The 26,034-nt window shown below is 42.1% G+C and carries 24 protein-coding genes; 17 read left to right on the top strand and 7 right to left on the bottom strand.

The annotated features are described in order from the left end of the window. The first annotated feature begins 1 nt into the window (after window position 1). Window positions 2–1,438, top strand: a complete 1,437-nt coding sequence (locus MHH41_RS09410; RefSeq protein WP_050943930.1) for a bifunctional 2-methylcitrate dehydratase/aconitate hydratase — start codon at window positions 2–4, stop codon at window positions 1,436–1,438. 14 nt (window positions 1,439–1,452) lie between these two features. Next, window positions 1,453–2,370, top strand: coding sequence for a methylisocitrate lyase (prpB, locus tag MHH41_RS09405; protein ID WP_050943931.1), 918 nt, complete (start codon window positions 1,453–1,455; stop codon window positions 2,368–2,370). 34 nt (window positions 2,371–2,404) lie between these two features. Here prpB and MHH41_RS09400 read toward each other — a convergent pair whose 3' ends face one another. Further along, the gene (locus MHH41_RS09400) at window positions 2,405–3,067 is read right to left on the bottom strand and encodes a lysozyme family protein (protein WP_003215897.1); all 663 of its coding nucleotides are present in this window, start codon (window positions 3,065–3,067) and stop codon (window positions 2,405–2,407) included. A 97-nt stretch (window positions 3,068–3,164) separates the two neighbouring features. Then, entirely contained in the window at window positions 3,165–4,490 is a 1,326-nt protein-coding gene (locus tag MHH41_RS09395; RefSeq protein WP_050943932.1) for an APC family permease, read from the bottom strand. Between the two features lie 186 nt (window positions 4,491–4,676). Between MHH41_RS09395 and czrA the strand changes: the two genes are divergently transcribed. Further along, window positions 4,677–5,006, top strand: coding sequence for a Zn(II)-responsive metalloregulatory transcriptional repressor CzrA (gene czrA / locus MHH41_RS09390; protein ID WP_007500691.1), 330 nt, complete (start codon window positions 4,677–4,679; stop codon window positions 5,004–5,006). 34 nt (window positions 5,007–5,040) lie between these two features. Here the strand turns inward: czrA and MHH41_RS09385 are convergent, their stop codons facing one another. Beyond that, window positions 5,041–5,565, bottom strand: a complete 525-nt coding sequence (locus tag MHH41_RS09385) for a hypothetical protein (RefSeq protein ID WP_050943933.1) — start codon at window positions 5,563–5,565, stop codon at window positions 5,041–5,043. A 118-nt stretch (window positions 5,566–5,683) separates the two neighbouring features. Here MHH41_RS09385 and MHH41_RS09380 point away from each other — a divergent pair, with 118 nt between their 5' ends. The 7 genes from MHH41_RS09380 (at window position 5,684) to MHH41_RS09350 (ending at window position 11,699) form a co-directional block, all read left to right on the top strand. Further along, on the top strand, window positions 5,684–6,616 hold the full coding sequence (locus tag MHH41_RS09380; RefSeq protein ID WP_050943934.1) for a helix-turn-helix transcriptional regulator: 933 nt from the start codon (window positions 5,684–5,686) through the stop codon (window positions 6,614–6,616). A gap of 54 nt (window positions 6,617–6,670) precedes the next feature. Further along, window positions 6,671–7,144, top strand: a complete 474-nt coding sequence (locus MHH41_RS09375) for a GyrI-like domain-containing protein (RefSeq protein ID WP_137055101.1) — start codon at window positions 6,671–6,673, stop codon at window positions 7,142–7,144. Window positions 7,145–7,181: 37 nt separating this feature from the next. After that, window positions 7,182–7,901 (top strand): MBL fold metallo-hydrolase, encoded by a 720-nt coding sequence (locus MHH41_RS09370; protein ID WP_137055102.1) that lies wholly within the window; start codon window positions 7,182–7,184, stop codon window positions 7,899–7,901. A gap of 3 nt (window positions 7,902–7,904) precedes the next feature. After that, window positions 7,905–8,477, top strand: a complete 573-nt coding sequence (locus tag MHH41_RS09365) for a TetR/AcrR family transcriptional regulator (RefSeq protein WP_003216130.1) — start codon at window positions 7,905–7,907, stop codon at window positions 8,475–8,477. Window positions 8,478–8,625: 148 nt separating this feature from the next. Next, window positions 8,626–9,507, top strand: coding sequence for a hypothetical protein (locus tag MHH41_RS09360; RefSeq protein WP_226803596.1), 882 nt, complete (start codon window positions 8,626–8,628; stop codon window positions 9,505–9,507). Continuing rightward, window positions 9,470–10,075: a DUF4166 domain-containing protein gene (locus MHH41_RS09355; RefSeq protein ID WP_251190421.1), complete on the top strand. Its 606-nt coding sequence runs from the start codon at window positions 9,470–9,472 to the stop codon at window positions 10,073–10,075. The genes MHH41_RS09360 and MHH41_RS09355 overlap by 38 nt, the downstream gene beginning before the upstream one ends. Then, a complete protein-coding gene (locus MHH41_RS09350; protein WP_340866230.1) occupies window positions 10,068–11,699 on the top strand; it encodes a YndJ family protein in 1,632 nt (543 codons plus the stop codon). Before MHH41_RS09355 ends, MHH41_RS09350 begins: the two co-directional genes overlap by 8 nt. Here MHH41_RS09350 and MHH41_RS09345 read toward each other — a convergent pair. Further along, the gene (locus MHH41_RS09345; RefSeq protein ID WP_003216048.1) at window positions 11,689–12,168 is read right to left on the bottom strand and encodes a site-2 protease family protein; all 480 of its coding nucleotides are present in this window, start codon (window positions 12,166–12,168) and stop codon (window positions 11,689–11,691) included. The two genes, MHH41_RS09350 and MHH41_RS09345, sit on opposite strands and share 11 nt — an antisense overlap. Before the next feature lie 231 nt (window positions 12,169–12,399). Here MHH41_RS09345 and csaA point away from each other — a divergent pair, with 231 nt between their 5' ends. The 3 genes from csaA (at window position 12,400) to MHH41_RS09330 (ending at window position 16,269) form a co-directional block, all read left to right on the top strand. Then, complete coding sequence (gene csaA, locus MHH41_RS09340) at window positions 12,400–12,732, top strand: chaperone CsaA (RefSeq protein WP_003215734.1); 333 nt, start codon at window positions 12,400–12,402, stop codon at window positions 12,730–12,732. 514 nt (window positions 12,733–13,246) lie between these two features. Further along, on the top strand, window positions 13,247–14,638 hold the full coding sequence (locus tag MHH41_RS09335) for an MFS transporter (protein ID WP_003215869.1): 1,392 nt from the start codon (window positions 13,247–13,249) through the stop codon (window positions 14,636–14,638). A 23-nt stretch (window positions 14,639–14,661) separates the two neighbouring features. Further along, complete coding sequence (locus MHH41_RS09330) at window positions 14,662–16,269, top strand: glycoside hydrolase family 43 protein (RefSeq protein WP_226803592.1); 1,608 nt, start codon at window positions 14,662–14,664, stop codon at window positions 16,267–16,269. Between the two features lie 45 nt (window positions 16,270–16,314). Here the strand turns inward: MHH41_RS09330 and xylR are convergent, their stop codons facing one another. Continuing rightward, window positions 16,315–17,475 carry a transcriptional repressor XylR gene (gene xylR / locus MHH41_RS09325; RefSeq protein WP_050943942.1) on the bottom strand — a complete coding sequence of 387 codons (1,161 nt, stop codon included), beginning with the start codon at window positions 17,473–17,475 and terminating at the stop codon, window positions 16,315–16,317. Between the two features lie 214 nt (window positions 17,476–17,689). On the opposite strand from xylR, the gene xylA reads away from it, so the two are divergent. The 3 genes from xylA (at window position 17,690) to MHH41_RS09310 (ending at window position 21,335) form a co-directional block, all read left to right on the top strand. Then, window positions 17,690–19,027, top strand: a complete 1,338-nt coding sequence (gene xylA / locus MHH41_RS09320) for a xylose isomerase (RefSeq protein WP_340866226.1) — start codon at window positions 17,690–17,692, stop codon at window positions 19,025–19,027. A gap of 35 nt (window positions 19,028–19,062) precedes the next feature. Beyond that, window positions 19,063–20,562 (top strand): xylulokinase, encoded by a 1,500-nt coding sequence (gene xylB / locus MHH41_RS09315; RefSeq protein ID WP_212046011.1) that lies wholly within the window; start codon window positions 19,063–19,065, stop codon window positions 20,560–20,562. 89 nt (window positions 20,563–20,651) lie between these two features. Then, on the top strand, window positions 20,652–21,335 hold the full coding sequence (locus tag MHH41_RS09310) for a glycoside hydrolase family 11 protein (protein WP_050943981.1): 684 nt from the start codon (window positions 20,652–20,654) through the stop codon (window positions 21,333–21,335). A 51-nt stretch (window positions 21,336–21,386) separates the two neighbouring features. Here MHH41_RS09310 and MHH41_RS09305 read toward each other — a convergent pair whose 3' ends face one another. Together MHH41_RS09305 and MHH41_RS09300 are read right to left on the bottom strand one after the other, a co-directional pair. After that, on the bottom strand, window positions 21,387–23,423 hold the full coding sequence (locus MHH41_RS09305) for a molybdopterin oxidoreductase family protein (protein WP_226805300.1): 2,037 nt from the start codon (window positions 23,421–23,423) through the stop codon (window positions 21,387–21,389). A 130-nt stretch (window positions 23,424–23,553) separates the two neighbouring features. Beyond that, the gene (locus tag MHH41_RS09300; RefSeq protein ID WP_226805293.1) at window positions 23,554–24,750 is read right to left on the bottom strand and encodes a cytochrome P450; all 1,197 of its coding nucleotides are present in this window, start codon (window positions 24,748–24,750) and stop codon (window positions 23,554–23,556) included. 471 nt (window positions 24,751–25,221) lie between these two features. On the opposite strand from MHH41_RS09300, the gene proC reads away from it, so the two are divergent. Further along, window positions 25,222–26,019, top strand: coding sequence for a pyrroline-5-carboxylate reductase (gene proC / locus MHH41_RS09295; protein ID WP_229200375.1), 798 nt, complete (start codon window positions 25,222–25,224; stop codon window positions 26,017–26,019). Window positions 26,020–26,034 lie beyond the last annotated feature (15 nt).

The following is a 26,034-nucleotide window of genomic DNA, read 5'->3' as shown; positions in this document are numbered from 1 at the left end:
CATGAATAAAACAGCAGTCGCCAATCAAACGGATCAGCTATTAGAAGAAATCGCAGCCTATGCAGTAGACGGGGAAATTACGAGTAAAGAAGCCATTGAAACGGCACGCTATGTGCTCATAGACACACTTGGCTGCGGAATGCTGGCGCTCAATTTTCCTGAATGTACGAAGCATCTTGGACCGATCGTCCCTGGAACCGTTGTACCTAATGGAGCAAGAGTTCCAGGTACTTCCTTTGTGCTAGATCCTGTTCAAGCGGCTTTTGATATAGGCTGTATGATTCGCTGGTTAGATTATAATGACACGTGGCTTGCAGAGGAGTGGGGACATCCGTCAGATAACTTAGGCGGGATATTAGCTGTGAGTGATTACATCAGCAGAACACGGCTTGCAAACGGGGAAGAGCCGCTTTCGATGAATGACGTACTACATGCGATCGTCAAAGCACATGAAATTCAAGGCGTGCTGGCTTTAGAAAATTGTCTGAATCGCAATGGCTTGGATCATGTGCTATTTGTCAAAGTAGCAACAAGTGCTGTTGTATGTGCATTGCTTGGCGGAACAAAGGAAGACGTGCAGCATGTTTTATCGCAAGCGTTTGTTGATAATTCACCGCTTAGAACATACCGTCATGCCCCGAACACAGGATCAAGGAAATCATGGGCAGCGGGTGATGCAACAAGCCGTGGGGTGAGACTCGCAATGATGACACTCAAAGGGGAAATGGGCTATCAAACGCCGCTTAGTGCAGAGAAGTGGGGCTTTGAAGATGTTCTGATGAAAGGGAAATCTCTCACACTCGCTCAGCCGCTAGGATCATACGTCATCGAAAATGTGCTTTTCAAAATTGCTTATCCTGCTGAGTTCCATGCCCAAACGGCTGCAGAGGCTGCTATGATCCTGCATGACGCTGTAAAAGGTCGATTAGATGACATTGACCGAGTAGAGATTACAACACATGAATCAGCGATTCGGATTATCGATAAGAAGGGACCGCTGTATAATCCAGCAGACCGCGATCATTGCTTGCAATATATTACTGCGATTGGATTAATCTATGGTGAGCTCACAGCTGACCATTATGAAGAAGAAACGGCGCAAAATCCGGTCATTGATCGTCTCCGGGATCAAATGGTCGTCAAAGAAGATAAACAATATACAGCGGATTATTTAGATCCGAAAAAGAGATCCATTGCAAACAGTGTGCAGATCTTCTTTAAAGACGGGACGATGACAGACCGAATCGAAATTGAATATCCACTTGGTCATCGCAGAAGAAGGCAGGAAGGCATTCCTCTGCTTGAAAAGAAATGGCTCTATCATTTGAAGACGAGATTTCCACAAAAACAAGTGGATCAAATTGTGTCACTCTGTCAAAATCCAAATCAATTAAAAACAACAACCGTACCAGCATTTATGGACTTATTCGTCATATAAGGGAGGGAATTAGTGTGTGGATCGTGAATGATGAATCAAGTCAAGTAGATTTAGCCGCAGCCTTTCAAGAACAAATGCACAAATCAGCTTTATTTCAAATTCCAGGCGTTCACGATGGAATGTCTGCGCTCTATGCAAAAAAAATGGGCTTCCAAGGGCTCTATTTATCCGGAGCCGCCTTTTGTGCCAGCAAAGGATTGCCTGATCTCGGCATGATCCATTCAACGGAAATGGCTGAAAAAGCGAAGGAAATTATTCGAGCTTCTCAGCTGCCGCTTTTGGTCGATATGGATACTGGCTATGGCGGTGTATTGAATGCTGCAAGGGCGGCAAAGGAAATGGTAGAAAGTAAGGTGGCAGCTGTTCAAATTGAAGATCAGCAAATGCCAAAAAAATGCGGACATTTAAACGGAAAATCGCTCGTTCCAGTAGAAGAGATGATCGCAAAAATCAAAGCCATCAAACAAGCGGCACCAACGCTTTTGGTGATTGCGAGAACCGATGCAAGGTCCGTAAATGGGATGGAGGATGTCATCCGCAGGGCCAATCTTTACGTAGAAGCAGGAGCTGACGCTATTTTTCCTGAGGCACTCATCACAGCAGAGGACTTCACGCATGCGTCAAACAATATTAAAGGACCGCTTCTTGCAAATATGACGGAGTTTGGCAAGACGCCTTATTATCATGCAGACGAATTTTCTGTATTTGGCTTTCAAATGGTCATTTACCCTGTGTCATCACTCAGAGTCGCTGCAAAAGCGTATGAGCGTTTATTTACAGAAATCATGGAGAAGGGGACGCAGCAAGGAATGCTAAAGGACATGCAAACGAGACAAGAGCTGTATGAAACGATTCATTATGATGAATATGAGGAAATGGATCAGCATTTAGCGAAAACGATCCTGCCGGAAATCGGGAAAGAACATCGATAAAATGAAAAGCACTTCCATCTAGGAAGTGCTTTTTTTACGATGATGGTGAGGATGACGAAGCCAATTTCATCTTTTCTTCAACTGTTTTCGTTTTTTCTTTTACTTTTTCAGCATAAGTGAAGTCACCGAAGCAATATGGGTAGCGGAAGTTATCTTTGTTGCCTCCGCACGTATAGACTTCTGGGTTTCGTTTCACTTGCTTTTTAGAGTATTGTTTTGCCAATTTCTCGGAATGTTTTCCCCCGTTTTTTGCAACAAAATCAATATAGCCAATTCCCATATTATAGCTTTGGATAATGGTTTCCAAATCAACGCCTTTTTTCTTCCCATGCTTGTACATAGTAGAAAAATGATGGACTCCTTGTCTAATGCTTTTCTGAGGGTCATTGATTTCATTTCGTTTCAAACCAAGAGATTCAGAGGACTGCATTGGATCTCCGCCTCTGCCTTTTGATTCTTGATACATCATACCGAGGATTAACGCGGTATATTGATCTAAATCTTGATCTCTTAACTCTGTTTCTACAAGCGGTTTGAAATCATCCAATCTCGACAAAACAATTGATTCCGTATCAATCGGCAGCTTTTTTAACTCCTTTTGATTAAAGGACATGACAATGGCTGCTAATACGAAAACAAACAGAAAAATCGTGAAGCAGCCTGAAATGGCAAAACATCCTGTTTTTTTCTTTTTCAAGGTCAGTTCACCCCTGTTTTGCCCCGCTTTTAAAAGGGAAGTACAGCCTTTTTATTATGCCATATCCTGCACAAGATACCAAGTGAAAACCTTATAATCAATCGTACCCAAATGTAAATTCGGGTCTTGTTTTCAGTCTGTAGCAGAAATAAACAAAACCGATAATCAGCCAAAGCAAACCAATGATTAATGCATTTGTACTGATGTTCGTTAACAGCCATATACAAAAGGCCGTCCCGCACAGAGGAATCACTGCGTATCTCAATGTATTGAGTACACCTCTTTGTTTTTGTCTAATGAAATAGTACGCAAAAACAGATAAGTTCACTAATGTGAATCCAATCAACGCGCCGAAGCTGATAAAGGAATAAATGACTTCAAGTTCGCCAACGACTGCGGTTAAGGAGAAAGCACCAATTAATAAAATATTAAAAACAGGCGTTTTTAATCTCGGATGTATATATCCGAAGAAACGCTTCGGTAACGACTCATCTCTACCCATTGCATATAATAGCCTTGCTGCACTTGCATGTGACGATAAGGAAGAAGAGATAACAGCGACCATTGTGCCAGCTAAAAAAAACGAGTGGAGAAAGGCGCCGCCCACAAAATCCGCAATTTCAAGTGAGGCAGCATCGGGATGCTTGAACTGCTGAAAATTTGGAAATACTTGCTGCAAAAAATAAGACGTCAAGGTAAACAGTACGCCTCCAATGGCGACGGTTAAGAAGATGGCAAGTGGGATCGTCTTTTTTGGCTTAATGGTTTCCTCAGACAGGGTCGAAATCGCATCAAATCCTAGAAACGAAAAACATAAAATGGTTGCTCCTGAAAAAATAAGCGCTGGATCTAAGCTCGCCGAATAAAAAGGCCGGGCGGACAATAATTCCCCGCTGCCTGCGTTTTGCGTGAGCCCATACATAATAAACCCAACAAAAGTGACGGCGACAATGACCTGAAAGGTCACAAATAGTGCCGTGATGTTGGCTGTAAGCCGTATACCGATTACATTGACAGTCGTTATGGCGATAGCAAGTATGGAGATCCAAATGTAATGAGGTACATCAGGAAAGGCTGCGGTTAAATAAGCACTTCCAATCGCAAAATTCACCATAGGCAAAAATAAATAATCCAGTAAAAGTGTCCAGCCTACAAGAAAGCCAACATGAGGATGAATACTTTTTTGCGCGTATGTATAAGCAGATCCTGCTTTTGGAAAAGCCTTCACCATATTCCCATAGCTAAGCGCTGTCAATAGTAATGCAAGTAACGTAAATATATAAGCTGTAGCGACGTGTCCTTTCGTCAGCTGAGCCACAATGCCGTATGAATCAAATACGACAAGTGGATCCATATAAGCAAGCCCGATCACAACAAGTGGAAAGACAGTCAGGCTGCGTTTTAGTCTTGGCTCTTCAGTCAATTTGCCTATCAGCTCCTCTAAAAAAATGAATAAATAATGCTCATTTTAAAAAGAATGCTACCAAGTGTCAATGCTATTTGAGTAAATCTTTTTTCTAAAGTGTGCTCTCTTTGCATGCCGGACGTTTTGGTATATGATGATACATAGAATAAGTCGTGATTTGACGGACAAGAAAGGTGAAGCAAAATGAAGGAAGAACTGAATACAAATCAAGAACAGGAACGGATGGAGCTGGATGAAGAAAGTCTATTTCTTGTCTCCCAAACCTTTAAAGCTTTATCTGATCCGACACGTATTCGAATTCTGCACCTGCTGTCTCAAGGTGAACACTCGGTAAATGATATAGCAGAAACACTGAATCTCATGCAATCAACCGTTTCTCATCAGCTGCGCTTTTTAAAAAACCTTCGTCTCGTGAAATCTAGACGAGCAGGGACCTCGATTTTTTACAGCCCTGAAGATCAGCATGTGATGGAAGTGCTTGAACAGATGATTCACCATGCACAGCACGATTGATAAAAAACCTTCCTACTTTCATATAGGAAGGTTTTTATGCATGATGCACATGTGTCGATCGTTTATTTGCTTTCATCATGTGAAAAGAAAAAACAACATAGTAAGCAGCTAAAAGAAAAAAGCTGAGCATGGTCATCGCATCATCGCTCACGATGTGCTGATACAGTTCAACGACACTGATTTTGGTCATCGAATGGTTTGTGAGCTCAACCAGCTTAAAACTAAGCCTGGATAAAAACAAACATAAAATGAAGCTTTCAATCCATTTACTCGTTTTCATATACAGCCGGCCATTTTCTTCTTTCATACGAATCGTCTGATAGGCATGAACAGCTAGGCTGCTTCCAAAAAGCATACCAATAGCGGCATAGATAAGGATATTATGATTTTGCCATCCTTCTGATAGGAGAATAAGGGCTGAAAGACCAAAGAGATACATTCTCATCAAAAGCCTGATGGGGCGTACAAGCTGAAAGCGTCTCATTCGATTCATTCGAATCATGATGCAGATCAACATAATGCTCCCAATCATGAACAATTGCCACACGTTATGTGTCATGATGCAACCTCCTCCTGCACGTGCAGGGATGTAAACGAATGCTGGCTGTTACTTATCTTTACCATTCTTTCTTTTTTTATCAAAACAAAACCTACATTTATGAAAAAGAGGAAAAGTCATGAAAATCGACCGCATTTTATCTACTGTGATGCTGCTCATTAGCAAGAAGCAAGTACAGGCGAAAGATCTTGCTGAACTTCACGAAGTGAGCACGAGGACCATTTATCGTGACATTGATACCATCAATCAAGCGGGAATCCCTGTTGTCACAACCCAAGGAGCAGGTGGAGGCATTTCACTTGTTGAGGATTATCGTTTAGAGAAAAAATTATTTACCGATGATGACATCGAGGTCATTTTAACAGCCCTCGAAAGCATGACGAGTGCCTATTCCTTTAAAGAAAGCGAACATGTACTGAAAAAAATCAAATCGCTTATTCCCACGCATACGTGTGAAAACGAAAAACAGCATCATGTCTTCATTGATTTAAGCTCCTGGGGAAAAGACAGCCAGGCAGAAAAGAAGCTCCAGCTCATTCATACAGCTGCGTCAGCGCACCAATACATTCAGTTTACTTACCGCAATGCGAAAGGTGAAACACTTCCACGCAAAGTGGAGCCTTATACGCTCGTTTTAAAAGGGAGGCATTGGTATTTGTATGCGTTCTGTTGTGTAAAAAAAGCTTTTCGTCTGTTCAAGCTAACTAGAATGACGGGTCTTGTCACCATTTCAGGGTATTTTCAACCGAAAAGAATCAAAAACGAAGAAAAGCCTTGGAATGATTCTTGGCAAGAACAACCGTCGGTCAGCTCTGTCACGCTCAGGTTAACGGAAGCATCAGTGGGGAAAGTGAAGGAGTGGGTAGATGAGAACGAATTGAATGTTTGTTCAGACGGCACTTACCTTGCCACCATTACCGTACCTCTTGATGATTGGTTAAATAGTTTCCTATTCCATTTAGGTCCAGATGTTGACATTCTTTCCCCGAAGCATGTCAAAGAAGCGTTTGACATTCAGTTGAAACAATTTCTCAAACGAATAGAAACTTGACACAATGTTGTCAGGTTTCTTTTTATATGATAGAAAAAAAGGAGATGAGAATGTATGTACGATATCGTGACATTAGAGAAACAATGGATGAAAGGGTTGTCTGTTCGAACAACAAACGAAATGGAGCAAACAAAAGAGCGGAAGATTGCTCCACTCTGGCAACAATTTTTTGCGCAGCAGCTTCACGGAGGGCAAGCGCCCGTCATAGGATTATATTCAGATTATGAAAAAGATGAGCATGGCTCTTATTTATTTACTGCTGGGCAATTCGTGGATCAGCAGGTAGAACATGTCATAGAGATTCCTTCATCGACTTACGCAAAATTCCGAACGAGAAAGGGACCTATTGAAGAGGTTGTGTTGGAGACATGGCAGCAGATTTGGGCGTGGGATGAGCGCCATTACCGCACATATACAGGCGACTTTGAATGGTATGATGAAAGATCTATAGATCCAAAAGAAGCGCAAATTGATATTTATATTGCGGTTGATGAAGAAATGCTTGCTAAAACTAATATCATTAGTTAATATAAAACTAACAACATTAGTTTTAGGAGGACATATGATGAGATTGACAACTTTTGATCGCCTGCACCAGCTCACATTGATGCCGCGTCTATTTCCGGTAAATTGCTATGTATTTGAGGAAGAAAATGGACTGATATTAATTGATGCTGCTTTAAAAATGGCAGCAAGCTCGATCATTGAATTTGCACACAAAAAAGACAAGCCAATCGACAAGATTATTCTCACTCATAGTCATATGGATCATATCGGTGCACTAGATGAAGTGAAAAAGGCTTTTCCAGAGGCAGTCGTTTATTTATCAAAACGCGATGCCCTCCTTTTTGAAGGTGATTTTTCCTTGCTTCCTGGTGAACCTCAGCAAAAAATTAAAGGCAGTTTTTCAAAAGACATTCACACAAAACCAGATGTGCTTGTCGAAGAAGGGGACGAGATTGGGTCACTTAAAGTCATCTCAACACCAGGACATACACCTGGAAGCATTTCTTTATACGATGAAAGGTCAGGGATTGTCATTGCAGGAGATGCACTTGTGACAAAAGGCGGTTTATTCGTAACGGGTGAGTTTCGCTTGACCTTCCCGTTCCCGGCTTTTGCCACTTGGGATGCAGAAACAGCACTCAAAAGTGCCGAAAAATTGCTGGCACTTCCCTTATCTTGTCTTGCAGTAGGACATGGTGATCTTATCATGGAACCTCATGCCAAGCTTCAAGCTGCCATAACAAAAAGGCAGCATCAGTTAAAGAAAGGGGAGCAGTAAACCGTGTCTCCAAGAATGGGTATCACGCAAGAAAAAATCATCGATACAGCGGCCGCATTTGTTGATGAAGAGGGCTTTTCTGCATTGACCATTGCTACATTGTCTAAAAAGCTGAACATCAGACCACCTTCTCTTTATAATCATGTATCTGGTCTTCTTGAAATTCAGGCGGCACTCGCAGAAAAAGGGCTGTCCATGCTACGTGAAGAAGGTATACACGTAACAGAGGGATTGGATAAAGAAGAAGCTGTGTTAGCCTTTGCCAAACAGTATGTTCAATTTGTCCGCGAACATCCAGGCCTTTATGAAGCGGCCTTTTCACATATGGAGGAGAAAAAAGTAAGAAGTGAGGCAGAGCGCCTTGTTGAATTTGTCCAATCCATCATGGCCCGTTTTGGTGTCAAAGAAGAAGAGATGACACATGTGGTCAGAGGACTAAGAAGCTTATTGCACGGCTTCGGTGATATTTCAAATAAAAATGGATTTCAACGAAAAGAACAGCTTGAAGACAGTGTGAGCTATGCGGTCAAGCTTTATATCTCAGGTGTGTTGCAAAAAGAAGATCTGTCTCATTGACAGGTCTTTTTTTGGTAGTGAACCGATATGTTAAAGAGGCGACCATCTTGAACCAATTTTTTGACAAAAAAAGAATAAACATTTGACAGTTTTGTGAAACATGGTATGCTTGTTATGTGAAATAATTCACATAGAGGAGTAGAGGCAGATGAAAAGAAAGCCTGTTTATGTGGAAACAACCATTCATGCACCGATAGAGAAAGTATGGGAATATACGCAAAATCCAAAGCTTCATGAACAATGGGATTTGCGCTTTTCAACCATTTCATTAAATGAACCTCAAAATGAACAGCCCCAATCCTTTTTGTATGAAAAGCATCTTGGGTTTGGTTTAAGTGTCACAGGGACAGGAGCTTATCGAACAAGAATGATGGATGAACGGAATGAGCGGGCATCCTCACTTCATTTCAAATCGTCACACCCATTGTCTTTTATCAAAGAAGGCAGCGGCTACTGGAAGTATATGAAAACAAGCGACCACATTGTGTTTCAAACTCAATTTGATTACAAAACGAAAGAAGGAAAAGGATGGACATGGGCAGACCGGATTCTTTTTCGCCCAATGATCGGGTTTATGACAGCCTTTAGTTTTGGGGCATTAAAGACGTGGCTTGAAAAGGGAACACATCCCCGTTTGTTGCTAGAGAGAACACTTGCTCATTACGGGATTTGTTTGCTGTTTGCCATCGTCTGGCTATGCCAAGCGGTCATTCCTTTTTCACATTCGGCTTTTGATCATAGCACGAGTTTCCGATTGTTTTATGCGCTTTTAGGCGTATCATGGCTAATTCCCAAGCTAACAAAGAAATATCTATTCATTTTTCAAAGTATGTTTCTTCTCATCATGCTTTGTATAGGGGTCCTATCCCCGCAAACGACGCTTCATGAGCCGCTTGTGATAAGTGCATTTTTCATTTTGTCGATTGCAGGTATGATCAATCTAAAAGATTGTGTAGATGTATTTTCCATCAAACGAAAAAGGGGAGGTAGACATGGTCGTTCATCGTCATCAAGTAAAGGATTACGATAAACTGCATCCAAAGCTAAAAGAGAGATACAATCGCGCGTTTTCTGCTGAAGGCACCATGGAGGAAATAGGCGGCGGGTCAAGACTCATTCGATTTATTTTCAGAATTGGTTCTTTGTTTCGGTGCTTTTTCCCTGAAAGAGGAAAAGACATTCCTTTCCAAATTGTCAATGATCCCTTTGTGACACATAAGGGAGAGGAAGGGATGCACTGGTATCGAACGTTTTATTTCCCAAAGAAGGAGCGGCACTTTGATGCAGATATGATCATTGATCAGAAGAGTCATACAGTACTAGACTACTTTGGAAAGCCTAGACTTCTTGTGTCAGAGCTTCATTTTACAGTAACAAAGCATGGTTTCTTGCACATCCAATCCGGCCGGCAGAAGTTTTTGATGTTCGGCAGGGAATGGCCGCTGCCTTCATGGCTTTATGGTGTGTCAGATGTAACGGAAGGCTACGATGAACATGCAGGTGAATATACCATTGATGTCCACGTGAAAAATCGCCTGTTTGGTACTCTTTTTACATATAAAGGCCGTTTTACAGAAAGGGTGTCTCATGATGAATAAGTGGCATTTGACATCCAGTCTGATCTTCATGTCTTGTTTTATCGCCACCCGTTTCATGACAGGCCGGGTAGCAGAATTTTTTGTTCTCATGGCAATTCTATTTTTTGTTCCCTCTGCCTTACACTTTTTTGAGAAAGAAGGGAAGAAACACAAGCCAGAGAGGCTGATCGGCTTTTTAATGAGAGCCTTTCCACTAGCGGCTCTTTGTGCAACCACTGCTTTTATCTATCATTCCGCTTGGTTTGCATCGGGATGGCTTTTATATACAATCTTATTGGCGTTATTTGGCTTTTCTCGTTTGCTGAAAAGAGGAATCTTTCCGCTTCATGAGCTGATGATTGATGGCGCATGGATGTATCTCGCTTTAGGCGGTCTGTGGTTTTGGCTGTACACAGCAGATATACAGGTGATGACATTTTCGCCGATCATTGTTCTTTTGACCGCTATTCATTTTCATTACTCGGCTTTTTTTATCCCACTTTTTTATGGATTTTTAGGAAGACAGCGAACAAAAGAGACAGCTTTATACAAAGCGGCAGGCTGGGTGATTTTGCTGTCGCCTGTGATGATAGCTGTTGGGATTAGCTTTTCCCGTCTATTTGATACGTTCAGCGTCATTCTTTATGTAATGGCCCTCTACATATATGGCATCCTTTGTATGAAAACAAGATTTCGGTCGACTTTGGCAAAAGGTCTTGTTGTGTTTTCTAGCTTAGTTTTAATGGGGACGATCGTGTTATCACTTCTTTATTCCGCTGGTATGCTGATGCGTGTGACCTACATCAGCATGGATCAGATGATTTGGTTTCATGGCAGTATCAATGCTTTTTTTGTGATTTTGCCGGGGTTGATTGGCTGGCTGATTGAAGGGCCGAAGGATCAATTAAAGCAGAAGAACTTTCCGATTTCGAAAGTGTATGGCCGGTTTCAACTGATCTCTTTTCAAGAGGAAAGCGTGCATAACCATGAGAAGCTGGGTTTAGTCGATTCGCTTGATGAATTAAATGGAACGACGTTTTCAGCTGATAGGGTGTCACCTGTGATTCGCAGATTTTATGAAGACCCTATGGCTTTTACATTAAAAGCAGCCGTCAGCTTTCATTGGTGGGTAAGGCCGTTTGTTTTTTTACTTCAGCCAGTGTTTAAGAAAATAGGTCAGCTTTATTTGGGGTTATCTCGTCATCCATATGAGATGCAGGGATGTCTGACTAGATTTCAACATCCGAAGGAAGAAAGGGAAAATGTTCGGGCTTGGATACGTCACAATGTAAAAGGAGAGCAAGTCTTTTTTGCACTTTATGCTCTTCATTACGATGCAGCTTCGGGTTATATGAATATTGCGCTGCCACTTCCGTATTCTCAGCTGACAGCTATTTTAAAGCCTTTTAATGAGAAAGGAGATTTTCTATTAAAAAGCGCATGTCCAAAAGGCAGTACCGGTGACGAAGGATTGTATTTGCATACGCCTTTTATCACCATGAAACTGCCAATGGAAGAAAGCTTTCATATGAAGCCGGAGACAGATCAAAGTCTCACAGCGGTACATCAAATGAAGCTGTTCGGTATTCCTTTTTTAACGATTCATTATCATATTGACAGTGAAAGTCATCATGTTAGTCAATGATGTCGCATGGTTCACCGTGTCGAATGATGTTCACAATCGCTTGCCCATCACTCGGATGATGATCTGCATACTGGACTGGCAGCAGTGCAAAAAATACATAGTAGACTGAGAAGTAAGCAAATTGATAGAAAAATTGGTGCTCTGGCAGGAAATCATTGGCGATCATTGTGTTCAGTATGAGAACACTGAGCAGGTTGCATAATGAACCGCCTAAGTAGACAAGAATGTGCGACAATCGGTTGTTTTTCCTCATTTCTTCATAGTGGCAAAATGCATCTAGAAAATAGATTCGTCTAATTTCAACGACGCCTACTTTCAACACTTTTTTCCCTCTGCCAAGCGCAAAGGAAACCTTTGCTCCAAACATCCACGCGACCACAATATGGCCAAGCTGATGCAGGATGGCAACGATAGGAAGAATGACAAAAAACGACCAGCAAAACGTCCACATATCCGATAATGTAAACAAGTGTGAACCCTCCCCAATATATTCGGGAGGAAGCAGTAGGATTATTTGCCATTTTACTGAATTCATTTTCAGGATGCAAACATTTAATACACGACAATAAATTTATTATGTAAACTATAAAGGTGATTTTAACGCTGTATAGGCTTTTTGAACCTCCTCTATGACAAAATGAATGTGCTACAATGAATAATCAATAGATTACGTTACCTTTTATGAAGAGGAGAGAGTCAGATGGCAGATATTGAACAGTTTTTGGCGTTAGATATTCGCGTTGGGACGATCATAGAAGCAGAATTTTTTGCAGAGGCAAGAGTGCCTGCATTGAAGCTCAAGATTGATTTTGGTGAAGAAATTGGTGTAAAGCAATCTAGTGCTCAGCTGACAAAGCGTTATACAGCGGAAAATCTTACCGGCAAACAAATCGTAGCGGTCGTTAATTTCCCGCCAAGAAGAATTGCAGGGTTCAAATCAGAAGTGCTTGTCTTAGGAGGCATGCCGTCAAAAGAAGACGTGGTGTTGTTAGCGACAGATGAACCGGTTGAGAATGGAACAAAAATAGGGTAAGAAAAAAGACATCTTCCTAAGAAGATGTCTTTTGCGTATTGAGGCGGAATAACCACACGCCACATTCGTGTGTGTCTCAAAGAGACATGTTACCCGACTTACACAATTCAGCTCATCGCTTGATTAATATAGCATGGGATGAGCTTGAATGCAACCTTTAAATGAATTCTTTCAGATTTTCTTGTCATTTCACAAGATGAATGACAAGAAATCGATTATTTGGATTATTTTTTCAAAATATATTGAAAAGTCAGATCAGATTTTATAAAATGAATTCATCTTAGTTTGTTTGGTCAATAAACTAAGATGAATTTCAAGTATTGATCCCTTATATTGAAGGAGATGATTCTGTCATTCGACTGTTTTGCTGCGCATTTGGGCTAAGCTGAAAGGAAGAGATGTTCAGCTACATTTTTATAACAAATTGAAAGCGCTTTATATTCCCTGTATTGATTGCTGCTGCCCTCCGTCATCTGTTTGTTAGAAGAGGCTAAGTGAAGAAGGGAGAAAGCTCATGGTTAGTGAGAATTTAAAGAAGATTCGTATGTCTGAAAAAGTGGGATATGCTTCAGGGGATTTCGCATGTAATTTGATTTACGCAACTGTTTCTACGTATCTATTATTTTTCTATACAGATGTGTACGGTTTATCAGCGGCAGCAGCAGGGACGATGTTTTTGGTTGTTCGCGCCATCGATGCGCTTGCAGATCCATTTATTGGTGCATTGGTAGACCGGACGAACAGCCGTTTTGGTAGATTCAGACCTTATTTGTTATTCGGTGCGTTTCCTTTTGTCGTACTTGCCATTCTTTGCTTTACAACACCTGATTTTTCCGAAATGGGTAAACTCATTTATGCCTACATCACGTATGTTGGTTTATCGCTTACATACACATTCATCAACGTTCCTTATGGTGCTTTAACTTCCGCAATGACAAGAAATAACCAAGAGGTTGTCAGTATTACGTCCGTTCGTATGGTGTTTGCCAATCTAGGTGGTCTAGTTGTTGCTTTTTTTGTTCCTTTTCTTGCGACCTTTTTAAGTGATACGACAGGAAATACAGCACTTGGCTGGCAGATGACGATGGCTTTTCTCGGCGTTCTTGGCGGCGCATTACTGATTTTCTGTTTTAAAAGCACGAATGAACGTGTCACGCTTCAAAAGCCAGAGGAAAAGATTAAATTCAGTGATATCTTTGTCCAATTACGAGTGAATCGCCCGCTTGTTGTATTAAGCATTTTCTTTATTATTATTTTTGGTGTGAACTCGATCAGCAACTCTGTTGGGATCTATTATGTGACGTATAACCTTGGCAGAGAAGATTTAGTGAAATGGTACGGACTCATTGGCAGTCTGCCAGCTTTAATGGTGCTGCCATTTATTCCGAAGCTGCACAAGCTGTTAGGAAAGAAAAAGCTGCTGAATTATTCTTTATCGCTGAATATCGTAGGTCTTCTTGCTTTACTTGTGATACCGCCGAGTCAAATCACTTTAATACTGATTTTCAGGCTTGTTGCTGCTGCGGGGAGTATTACAGCGGGTGCTTACATGTGGGCGCTCATTCCTGAGACTGTTGAATACGGCGAATATAAAACTGGAAAAAGGATGGGCGGACTGATCTACGCAGTCATTGGATTTTTCTTTAAATTTGGGATGGCATTAGGCGGGATTGTTCCGGGGCTTGTACTCGATCGATTTGGCTATGTTGCAAACCAAGTGCAGACGCCAGAAGCATTGCTTGGCATTTTAATCACGGTAACAGTGATTCCTGTATGCTTACTGATTTTAGCGATGATTGATATTAATTTTTATAACCTAGATGAAGAAGAACACCAAAAAGTCGTGAGGGAGCTTGAGAATAGGGATCAAGTATATATCGATCATATGGACGATTTTAAAATGTAGGTCGTGAAAGAGGAGGAAGTTGAATGAAAATCACCAATCCAGTACTCAAAGGATTTAACCCGGACCCAAGTATTTGCCGTGTAGGAGAAGATTATTACATGGCGGTCTCTACATTTGAATGGTTTCCAGGGGTACAAATTTATCATTCGAAGGATCTTGTGCATTGGCGGCTTGCCGCGCGTCCTTTGCAAAAAACGTCGCAGCTGGACATGAAAGGGAATCCTGATTCTGGCGGAGTATGGGCACCGTGCCTAAGCTATGCAGATGGTCAGTTTTGGCTCATTTATTCAGATATCAAAGTAGTGGATGGTCCATTTAAAGATGGTCATAATTATTTGGTTACGGCAAGTGAAGTTGATGGTGATTGGAGTGAGCCGGTTAAGCTTAATAGCTCTGGCTTTGATCCCTCTTTATTTCATGACCAAAGCGGGAAGAAATACGTCTTAAATATGCTGTGGGATCATAGAGAAAAGCACCATTCCTTTGCGGGTATTGCCCTGCAGGAATATAGCGTGACGGAAAAGAAACTCATTGGTCAGCGGAAGGTCATTTTTAAAGGCACACCGATTAAATTGACAGAAGCACCGCATCTTTATCACATCGGTGATTACTATTATTTATTAACAGCAGAAGGAGGCACCAGGTACGAGCATGCGGCAACAATTGCCCGTTCCCCGCAAATTGAAGGGCCTTATGAGGTTCATCCTGATAACCCAATTTTAAGTGCTTTTCACTCACCTGAACATCCGCTTCAAAAATGCGGTCATGCTTCCATTGTTCAAACGCACACAAATGAGTGGTATCTCGCTCATCTGACTGGCCGCCCTATTCAATCAAGCAAGGAATCTATTTTTCAGCAAAGAGGGTGGTGTCCTTTAGGAAGAGAAACAGCGATTCAAAAGCTTGAATGGAAGGATGGCTGGCCGTATGTTGTGGGCGGAAAAGAAGGAGCGCTAGAGGTTGAAGCGCCAGCGATCAACGAAAAGGTTTTTGCTCCTACCTACCATACAGTCGATGAGTTTAAAGAATCAACGTTAAATAGACACTTTCAAACATTAAGAATTCCTTTTACTGAACAGATCGGTTCATTAACGGAAAAACCTCAGCATTTAAGGTTATATGGTCACGAATCTCTAACATCTAAGTTTACTCAAGCCTTTGTTGCAAGGCGCTGGCAAAGCTTTTATTTTGAAGCAGAGACAGCTGTGTTGTTCTATCCAGAGAATTTTCAGCAAGCCGCTGGTCTTGTGAATTATTACAATACGGAAAATTGGACAGCGCTTCAGGTGACATATGACGAGGAACTTGGCCGCATTCTTGAATTATCTGCCTGTCAAAACCTTTCCTTTTCTCAGCCATTGGCACAAAAAATCGTCATTCCAGAGGAGGTCACCTATGTGTATTTAAAAGTGACCGTTCAGAAAGAAACATATACCTATTCTTATTCTTTTGATCAAAAAGACTGGAAGGAAATTGATGTGATATTTGAATCTAGCCACCTATCTGATGACTTCATTCGAGGAGGAGGATTTTTTACAGGGGCATTTGTCGGCATGCAGTGCCAGGATACAAGTGGCGAGCGTCTTCCTGCTGATTTCAACTATTTCCGTTATGAGGAAACAGATAAATAAAAAAAGACAACACGGTAAGAGCTGTCTTTTTTATCTATGAATCTGTCATGGTGAGAGGGTGGCATCTTGCAGGAAAGCTTCAATGACGAGAGATGTCATCCCTAATACTGGTGCGTTGTGTCCTAATGACGATGGAAGCAGCTCGACATGTGAACTGAATTGAGTATCCATCCTGGAGGAGACCTCCTCTTGAATCACACGTAGAACCGTTGGCTGCGCTTCAATCACCTTGTTTCGTAAAATAATCGCTTGCGGGTTAAAGGTATGGAGGACGTTTGTGAGACCAACCCCAAGGTAAAAGCCAAAGTTGCGCAGGGCATTGAGGGTTTTCATGTCATTTAACGTCGCCAGCTTTTCCAATTCTTGATGAGAGATGGGCTGATCATTTGTTTGAAGGGACTGAAACAAGGCTTTCTCAGATGCATACAGCTCCCAGCAACCACGGTTTCCGCAGCTGCATGTTGGTCCATTAAAGTCGATGGTCATATGTCCCATTTCACCAGAAAAGCCATATGCACCTCTGTATAAATGATGATTGATAATGATCCCGATTCCAATGCCGGTGCCGATGCTGGCATAGATCAAATGATCATAATGTTTAGCGGCACCAAAGATTTTTTCACCATATGCACCGGCATTTGCTTCATTTTCAATGAAGACGGGTACTTGGAATGCGTCTTGGAGCGTTGTTTTCATGTCAACATTTTTCCATTTAGAATGCGGCGTAAACACGATTTGTTGATCGGCATCCACTAGCCCGGGTATACATAGGCCAATACCTATGAGCCCATATGGGGAAGAGGGGATTTGGGCCTTCAACTGCTGTATTAATTCAGTTAATATGCGTATGGTCACATCAGGAGCGCTTGATGGGAGCTTGATCTGTTCTTCTTGAAGGATGGACCCTTCAAGGTCGGTTAAAATGCCATTGACATAATCAACGCCGACATCAATCCCGATGGAGCAGCCAGCACGTTTATTAAACATCAGTAAAACCGGTCTTCTCCCGCCGCTAGACTCACCTTGACCGATCTCATAGACGAGTTGCTCTTTCATTAATGTACTCACTTGAGAGGAAACAGTCGATTTATTTAACCCAGTGCGTTCAGATAATTTAGCTCTAGAAATTGGCGCATGCTGGAGAATTTCTTTTAATAATAGCTTTTGATTTATTTTTTTCACAAAGTTCTGATCAGCGATATCCATGTTATCCACTCCATTTGTTTCGTCTTTAGATTAAGTGAAGAAAAAAGCTGCTTTTCTTCGCATGTAATCTGTAAGAAGGATGATTTTAACTTTATTATAACGAAAATATTTCTAAAAAACTAAAAAATATGGAAAATTCAAAGTGAATGGATCATCAATTGAACATTAGTTTGTTGAATCAACTTACAAAGTATATTCATAGGAGGAATAAAAGATGGCCAACTCAAATATGAAAACGTTACACAGCTTAGAAGGAATCGGAAAAATACAATTTGAAGGAAAACAATCAAAAAATCCACTCGCTTTTAAACACTATGATCCAAGTGAAATGATTGGCGGAAAAACAATGAAAGATCACCTGCGCTTCTCAGTCGCTTATTGGCATACATTGACTGCTGATGGAACAGACATGTTTGGAACTGGTACGATGCAGAGAGCCTGGGACTCCTATAGCGGAATGGATTTAGCAAAAGCTAGATTGGAAGTAGCCTTTCAACTGTTTGATCTATTGGATGTTCCGTATTTTTCCTTCCATGACCGTGACATTGCACCGGAGGGAGATACGCTTCAAGAGACGAATCAGCAATTAGACATCATTTTAGAAAGAATGAAAGAATACATGCGGGATAGCGGAGTCAAGCTGCTGTGGAATACAGCCAATATGTTCAAGCATCCTAGATTTGTACACGGCGCAGCAACATCTTGTCATGCAGATGTCTTTGCCTATGCAGCCGCACAGGTGAAAAAAGGCATCGAAACAGCTAAAGAACTTGGCGCAGAAAATTACGTTTTCTGGGGAGGACGAGAAGGGTACGATACTCTGCTGAATACAGATATGAAAAGAGAGCTTGATCACATGGCGTCATTTTTGCATATGGCTGTTGATTATGCAAAGGAAATTGGGTACACTGGCCAATTTTTAATTGAGCCTAAGCCAAAGGAGCCAACCACTCATCAATACGATGCAGATGCAGCGACATCTATTGCCTTTTTAAAGCAATACGGACTAGATTCACATTTTAAATTGAACATCGAGGCCAATCATGCGACGCTTGCTGGTCATACGTTTGAGCATGAATTACGCGTCTCAAGAATACATGGATTGCTCGGTTCTGTGGATGCGAACCAAGGGAATACGCTGCTTGGCTGGGACACGGATGAATTTCCAACCGATTTATATGCCACAACTCTTGCCATGTATGAAATTCTGCAAAATGGCGGACTTGGAACTGGCGGTCTCAATTTTGATGCAAAAGTGAGAAGAGCTTCTTTTGAGCTTGAAGATATTTTGTATGCCCATATTGCGGGAATGGATGCATTCGCAAAAGGACTTCGGGTGGCTCATAGACTCATAGAAGATCGTGTGTTTGAAGATGTGATCAAGCACCGATATCGCAGTTTTTCTGAAGGGATTGGCCGTGACATTTCAGAAGGAAGGGCAAACTTTCATACATTAGAAGAGTATGCGCTCAAGCACCCTTTAATCAGTAACGAATCGGGAAGAGAGGAACAGTTGAAAGCCCGGTTAAATCAATACTTGTTAGAAGATTGATTGAAGAAGCGGACCTGTTTTGAAGGAGTGAAGACATGAAGTATGTGATGGGAATTGATCTTGGAACGAGCGGAGTCAAAGCCATATTAGTAGATGAGAATGGAAAGGTGTGCGGCGAGGCCACTAAGCCTTACCGCCTCATTCAAGATAAACCTGGATATTGTGAACAGAACCCAGAGGAATGGGTTGAGCAAACAGTGGCTGCGATGAAAGAACTGATGGCAAGGCAGCCTGTCCTTTCAAAGAAAGTAGAGGGCATCAGCTTCTCTGGACAGATGCATGGTCTGGTTCTTTTAAATGAATCCCGCGAGGTGCTCCGCCCTGCAATTTTATGGAATGATACACGAACGACAGCGCAATGTACACATATTACAAAAAAACTGGGGGAACGGCTCCAACAGATCACGAAAAATCAAGCGCTTGAAGGATTCACACTGCCAAAATTATTATGGGTAAAGGAGCATGAACCAGAAATTGATCAACAAATCGACATGTTTTTACTCCCAAAAGATTATGTCAGATTTCGATTAACAGGTTCTGTTCATATCGATTATTCTGATGCGGCTGGCACCTTGTTATTAAATATTGGAGAGCAAGCGTGGAGTGAAGAAATTTGTCAGGCATTTGATATTCCTCCTCATATTTGTCCGCCACTGATCTCATCAGAGGAAGAGGTTGGTACACTATTTCCGCACATTGCACGTGAGACGGGGATCGAAGAGGGTGCAAAAGTCTTTGCTGGCGGGGCAGACAATGCTTGCGGAGCAATTGGTGCTGGTATTTTATCCTCTGGTCGCACGTTATGCAGTATTGGCACATCTGGGGTCATTCTCTCTTACGAAGAGGATCATGAAAGAGAGCTTCAAGGAAACCTGCATTTGTTCCATCATGCAAAAAAAGACGCTTACTACACAATGGGTGTGACCCTTTCAGCAGGATATAGCCTTAACTGGATAAAACATTTACTGGCTCCAGAGGAGTCGTTCCAATCACTTTTAGAGGGTGCGGTTGATGTCGCGCCAGGAGCAAATGGATTGCTCTTCACGCCATATTTAGTCGGGGAAAGAACACCTCATGCGGATGCTATCATTCGTGGAAGCTTGATTGGATTAGACAGCCGGCATGAAAGGGCACATGTCGTTAGGGCTGTGCTAGAAGGGATTACTTTCTCGTTAAATGAATCGATCGCTTTATTCAGGCAAGCTGGGAAACACATAGATTCAATTGTTTCCATTGGAGGCGGTGCGAGAAGCCGGACATGGCTTCAAATGCAAGCAGACATTTTTCAGGCAGAGGTCATCCAGTTAGACAATGAACAAGGGCCTGCTTTAGGAGCAGCGATACTGGCCGCCGTTGGCTGCGGTTGGTATCCATCGCTTGAAGCATGTGCAAATCAGTTTATTCATCAAGCTGCTGTCTATGAGCCAGAGCAGCAGCTTGCAAGTATATATGATGATCTGTTTCATCTGTATCAAAAGGTCTATACACAAACAAGAGATATCCATGCTGGGTTAGAACAATACCGTTCCGTCTAGCAAAAAGGGTGACATGAAAGGAGGTGATGAGTTCGCTTCATCTTAGAGAAGGCAGAACAATTTTAATGAAAAAAGGAGAGGGATTGAAAATGAACTTGAAAAGATTGAGGCTATTGTTTGTGATGTGTATTGGATTTGTGCTGACACTGACGGCTGTACCAGCTCATGCGGAAACGATTTATGACAATAGAATAGGCAATCACAGCGGGTACGATTTTGAATTATGGAAGGATTACGGAAATACCGCAATGACACTCAATAACGGCGGGGCATTTAGCGCACAATGGAACAATATCGGAAATGCTTTGTTTCGAAAAGGGAAGAAGTTTGATTCCACTAAAACTCATCATCAACTTGGCAACATCTCCATCAATTACAACGCAGCCTTTAACCCAGGCGGGAATTCCTACTTATGTGTCTATGGCTGGACACAATCTCCATTAGCTGAATACTACATTGTTGAGTCATGGGGCACCTATCGCCCAACAGGAACGTATAAAGGATCATTTTATGCCGATGGAGGCACATATGACATTTATGAAACGCTACGTGTCAATCAGCCTTCTATTATTGGAGACGCTACCTTTAAGCAATATTGGAGTGTACGTCAAACAAAACGTACGAGCGGTACTGTATCCGTCAGTGAGCATTTCAGAAAATGGGAAAGCCTAGGTATGCCAATGGGGAAAATGTATGAAACAGCATTAACTGTAGAAGGCTACCGAAGCAACGGAAGTGCGAATGTGATGACCAACCAGCTGATTATTCGATAAAACGAAATGAAAAAAGCCAGCAGTTTTTGCTGGCTTTTCTTCTGTCTATGATCATTTTTTAACTTCCACTCTGCCAGAAAAGAACGTCGCACCGCCGCCCATATCTGCCAGCCGATCAGGTGTTAGCCCGTTAACTAGATGCTTTTTGCCTTTTTGATCTGCCCATAATCCTTGGCTGACCACAACACCAGGTAATACATTGTGACCGACTGACACGACAAGCTCGCATTCTCCTCGGTCATTGAGCACACGTACCATGTCACCATCTTCAATTTTTCTTGCCTTTGCATCTTGTTCATTCATATGAAGCTTCGGGAACTTCTCAAGCTTTTGATGCTTTTCATGAAGTGAGAAGGTCGAGTTAAGAAAATTATGATTCGGTCCCGGTATAAAGGTAAGCGGATATTCGCTTTCCTGATAAAGGGGCACGTAGGTAGGAAGCGCCGGATATCCGTCTTTTTTCATTTGTTCAGAATAAAGCTCAATTTTGCCGCTCGGGGTAGAGAGCTTTAAGTCTTGGAAAGGTCCTCGTTTTGCTTTGATCCATTTCTTTTCTTTTAATGCCTCGTATGAAATGTCCTCATAATGCGGATTTTCTGGATGATGAAGGGCTTGTTCCATGAGTTCCGCATCTGTCTCGCGGAAGGCTTCATCTTCAAAGCCCATCGCATGGGCTAACAAGCGAAACACTTCTGTATTGGATTTGCTTTCTCCATAGCGTTCAATCACTGGCTCTTGAATTTGAATATAATGGTGCCAGTATGATGTATAGAAATCCTCATTTTCAAAAGCGGATGTTGCCGGCAGGACAATGTCTGCATACTTAGCTGTCTCTGTTAGAAATAGGTCGTGAACGACTGTAAATAAGTCATCTCTCAGCAAACCTTCTCTTACTTTATTCGCTTCAGGCGTCACAACAGCTGGGTTGCACGAGTAGACAAAGAGTGAATCAATGGAAGGCGCTGCATTCGTCAGCACACTGCCTAGCTGATTCATATTAAATGATCTTGGCGTGCGTTCCTTTAATAAATCTGGCCGCTGAAGAGCTGTTTCATTATAGCTGAGAAAAGAAGAGTTTGATTTCATCGCACCGCCGCCCTTGTGGAGCCACTGACCAGTCAGGGCAGGGAGGCAGGAAATGGTTCGAATACTCATTCCGCCATTATCATGGTGCTGCAAACCATTGCCAATGCGAATGAGAGACGGCGATGTTTCTGCGTACATTCTTGCAAGTGTAAGGATGTCCTCTTTAGAAACCCCCGTGATGCCCTCAACAGTGTCTGGATCATACTGCTTCACATGCTCACGCAGCTCCTTATGACCGGTTGTATAAAATTCTAAAAAGGCTTCATCTGTTAGTCCTTCTTTAAAAAGAACATGCATGATGCCAAGGGCAAGGGCACTGTCAGTACCAGGTCGAAGCGGAATAAACCAATCTGCCATCCGTCCGGTTTGGTTCTTGTGTACATCAATCACGACAATCTTTGCTCCTTGCTTTCGCGCTTTTTGTGCGAGGGTGATTTGGTGCATATTGGTCGACACGGCATTGATGCCCCAAAAGATGAATAGTTTCGTATGAATGGTCTCTTCTGGATCTGTCCCAATGCTTGCACCCATTGTATATTTATAGCCAGTCGTTCCTGCAGACTGACAGATGGTCCGGTCTAATTGACTTGAACCAAGACGATAGAAAAAGCGGCGGTCCATGCCTTCTGCATTCAGATTGCCCATATTCCCATAAAAGCTGTAAGGCAGAATACTTTCTGGACCTTTTTCTTCAATCAGTTTTGTCCATTTTTGCCGAATGGTTTCAATGGCTTCTTCCCACGTAATCGGAGCAAATTGTCCATCGCCTTTGCGGCCAACACGCTTCAAAGGAGTGGTCAGTCGCTTTTCATCATATAAACGGGCTGTGACATTCCGCACCTTGTTGCATATGTTGCCTTGGGTGACGGGGTGGTCTGGATCTCCCTGCACTTTTACGATCTTTCCATTTTCTTTATGTATCAAAAGACCGCACTGATCTGGGCAATCTAACGAACAAACTGATTTGAATATTCCGTCTTTCATTGCTGTATAATCGGTCATGAATTTTTGGCTCCTTTTCTGAAATCCGTTATCACTTTATATGGACTTTATTTTAGCATGTTCGGAGGTGGAAGGTAAGAAAGAGATGATGAATTGAAGAAAATGAAAAAAAGCCCCTCAAAAGGGACTTTTAAAAACGGGTGACCTGTACAGGAAATTCTTTTACCCCAAAAACAAATGTGCTTTGAATGGGTTTTAGCTGATCTGCCGCACAGGTGATGTCTTGAAACGTCTGGAGTAAAATCTCAAGTGCAATGTTGCTCTCAAGGCGGGCAAGCGGTGCACCGAGACAAAAATGAATGCCAAAGCCAAAGCTCATATGCGGGTTTGATTTCCGGTCAAGACGGAACGTATCCGGATCGTCAAATTTCTGTTCATCACGATTTGCTGAAGCAACCCAGCTAATGAGATAGTCTCCTTTTTTAATTTTCGAGCCTGCAATCTCAACATCCTCGGCCGCGATTCGCCCAATGGCTTGAACAGGCGGGTAATAGCGTAGTGTTTCCTCGGTCAATTGAGGAATAAGAGAGGGGTCTTGCCGTACTGCTTCGGCGATATGCGGCTGCTCTGTTAGCAGTCTTACTGCATTTGTAATCAAATTGGTCGTTGTCTCATTACCAGCAACAAGTAATAGAATACAAAAACCAAGTAGTTCATTCTCGGTTAAACGCTCACCATCGATTTCTGCTTGAATAAGAAGTGAGATCAGGTCATCAGCAGGGGATTCTTTTCGTTTTTGGATCAAGTGAGCAAAATAAGCGGACAGCTCTTCCTCTGCGCGTTTCTGCATATCGACTACTGCTTGAATGGCTTCTTTTGATTCATCCTTTGCACCTGCTACTAGGGCATCAGAATGTTTCTTAATGAACGCTCTATCCTTTACCTCTGCGCCGAGAAGCTCAGCAATAATCATGACAGGCAGGGGAGCTGCTAGATCTTCTACGATATCAAACGTACGCTGACCCTTGACTTGTTGCAGCAGGTCATGTGTCAGGTCTTTAATGTTATCTTCTAATTGTTTAATCGCTTTTGGCGTGAATGCTTTATTGACGAGTGCTCTCATTTTTGTATGCTTTGGCGGATCCATCGTTAAAATACTCGTTTTCGTTGTGCTTCTTCCTCGCTGAGATGAGAACACTTTTGGCTGCTTCAGAACAGACTGGATATCTGCATATCGAAAGAGATCCCAGCACTTTCTTGTTTCATCATATCTAATATCACTCTGGGCACGTAGCTCATTGTAAATAGGGAACGGGAAAAGAAGGTCATCGGTCGAACGGATTTCTTTCATTGGAATGACATTGATATAGTTTTCTTTCACTTTCATTATGAACGCTCCTTTTTCACTTAGTTTCCCTTTCACGGTATCACCCGTAAAATATCATTTCAACGGACATGTTTTCTAAAATATGTCAATAGTCTAATCGGAAGATTCAAGCACATTCGTCGTATAGGAAAATAGAAAGTCATTAAAAATGATAGCGCTTTCTAAAAAAAAGAATTGAAGTCACCGAAACCAAAAATAAAATGGGGAATTCAGTCGAACGAAAGGGTACTATGATGCAAATATGAATAGTTCTTTAGATCTAAATTGTTGTTTTGCAAAAGCGCAGTCAGTATACATACAGCAAGCGGTTGAATGCGTATTCGGGACTTTTGAAAAGCGCTGGCTCTTTCTTGACACGATTTCTCATCATGTTACGATAACTAACGTGCGAAAAACACGAACAAAAAGCGAACAAGGGAGAGGATCAATATCATTGATCAAAAGAAAGTTGCTTTCATTGGAGCAGGTTCTATGGCGGAAGGAATGATTGCCGGGATTGTGCGATCAGGACAAATGCCGCTAGGCCAAATTTACGCAACAAACAGACAAAATCAAATTCGATTGAATGAACTAACGACACGTTACGGAATACAAACAGCCACAATGGATTCTTTTCCTTTTGAAGAAATGGATATGTTGATCCTGGCCATGAAGCCAAAGGATGCTGAAACAGCACTTGAATCGTTAAAACCTCATATTCGGAGAGACCAGCTGATCATGTCTGTCCTTGCAGGCGTGAAGCAATCGTATATTGAAGATATGCTGCATGAAGGACAGCCCGTGATGAGGGTCATGCCGAATACGTCAAGTACGATCGGGGCTTCAGCGACCGCTTTATGTGCTGGACGTTATGTGAAAGACGACCATATCAGCATGAGTCAGGCTCTTTTATCTGAAATGGGCGAAGTGTATACCATTCAGGAAGAGCAAATGGATATTTTCACTGGAATTGCCGGAAGCGGACCAGCCTATTTTTATTTCTTAATGGAAAGAATCGAAGAAGCAGGAGAAGAAGCAGGTTTATCTAAGGAATTGTCTCGCCAAATTGGCGCGCAGACACTTCTCGGTGCTGCGAAAATGTTGCAAGAAACAGAGGAAGACCCTTCTACTCTGAGAGAGAAAATTACGTCACCAAATGGAACAACAGCTGCAGGACTGAATGCATTAGATGATTTTGGCGGAGGAGAAGCAATCAAGCAGGCCGTCAAACATGCTGCCAATCGATCAAAAGAGATCAGCAAACAGCAAAAACAAAAAGTATCTATATAATAAATAGAGCTCAGG

This window comes from Bacillus sp. FSL K6-1145 (assembly GCF_038003425.1).
Taxonomy (GTDB): domain Bacteria; phylum Bacillota; class Bacilli; order Bacillales; family Bacillaceae; genus Bacillus; species Bacillus pumilus.
This window is presented reverse-complemented; position numbering and strand designations above follow the sequence as displayed.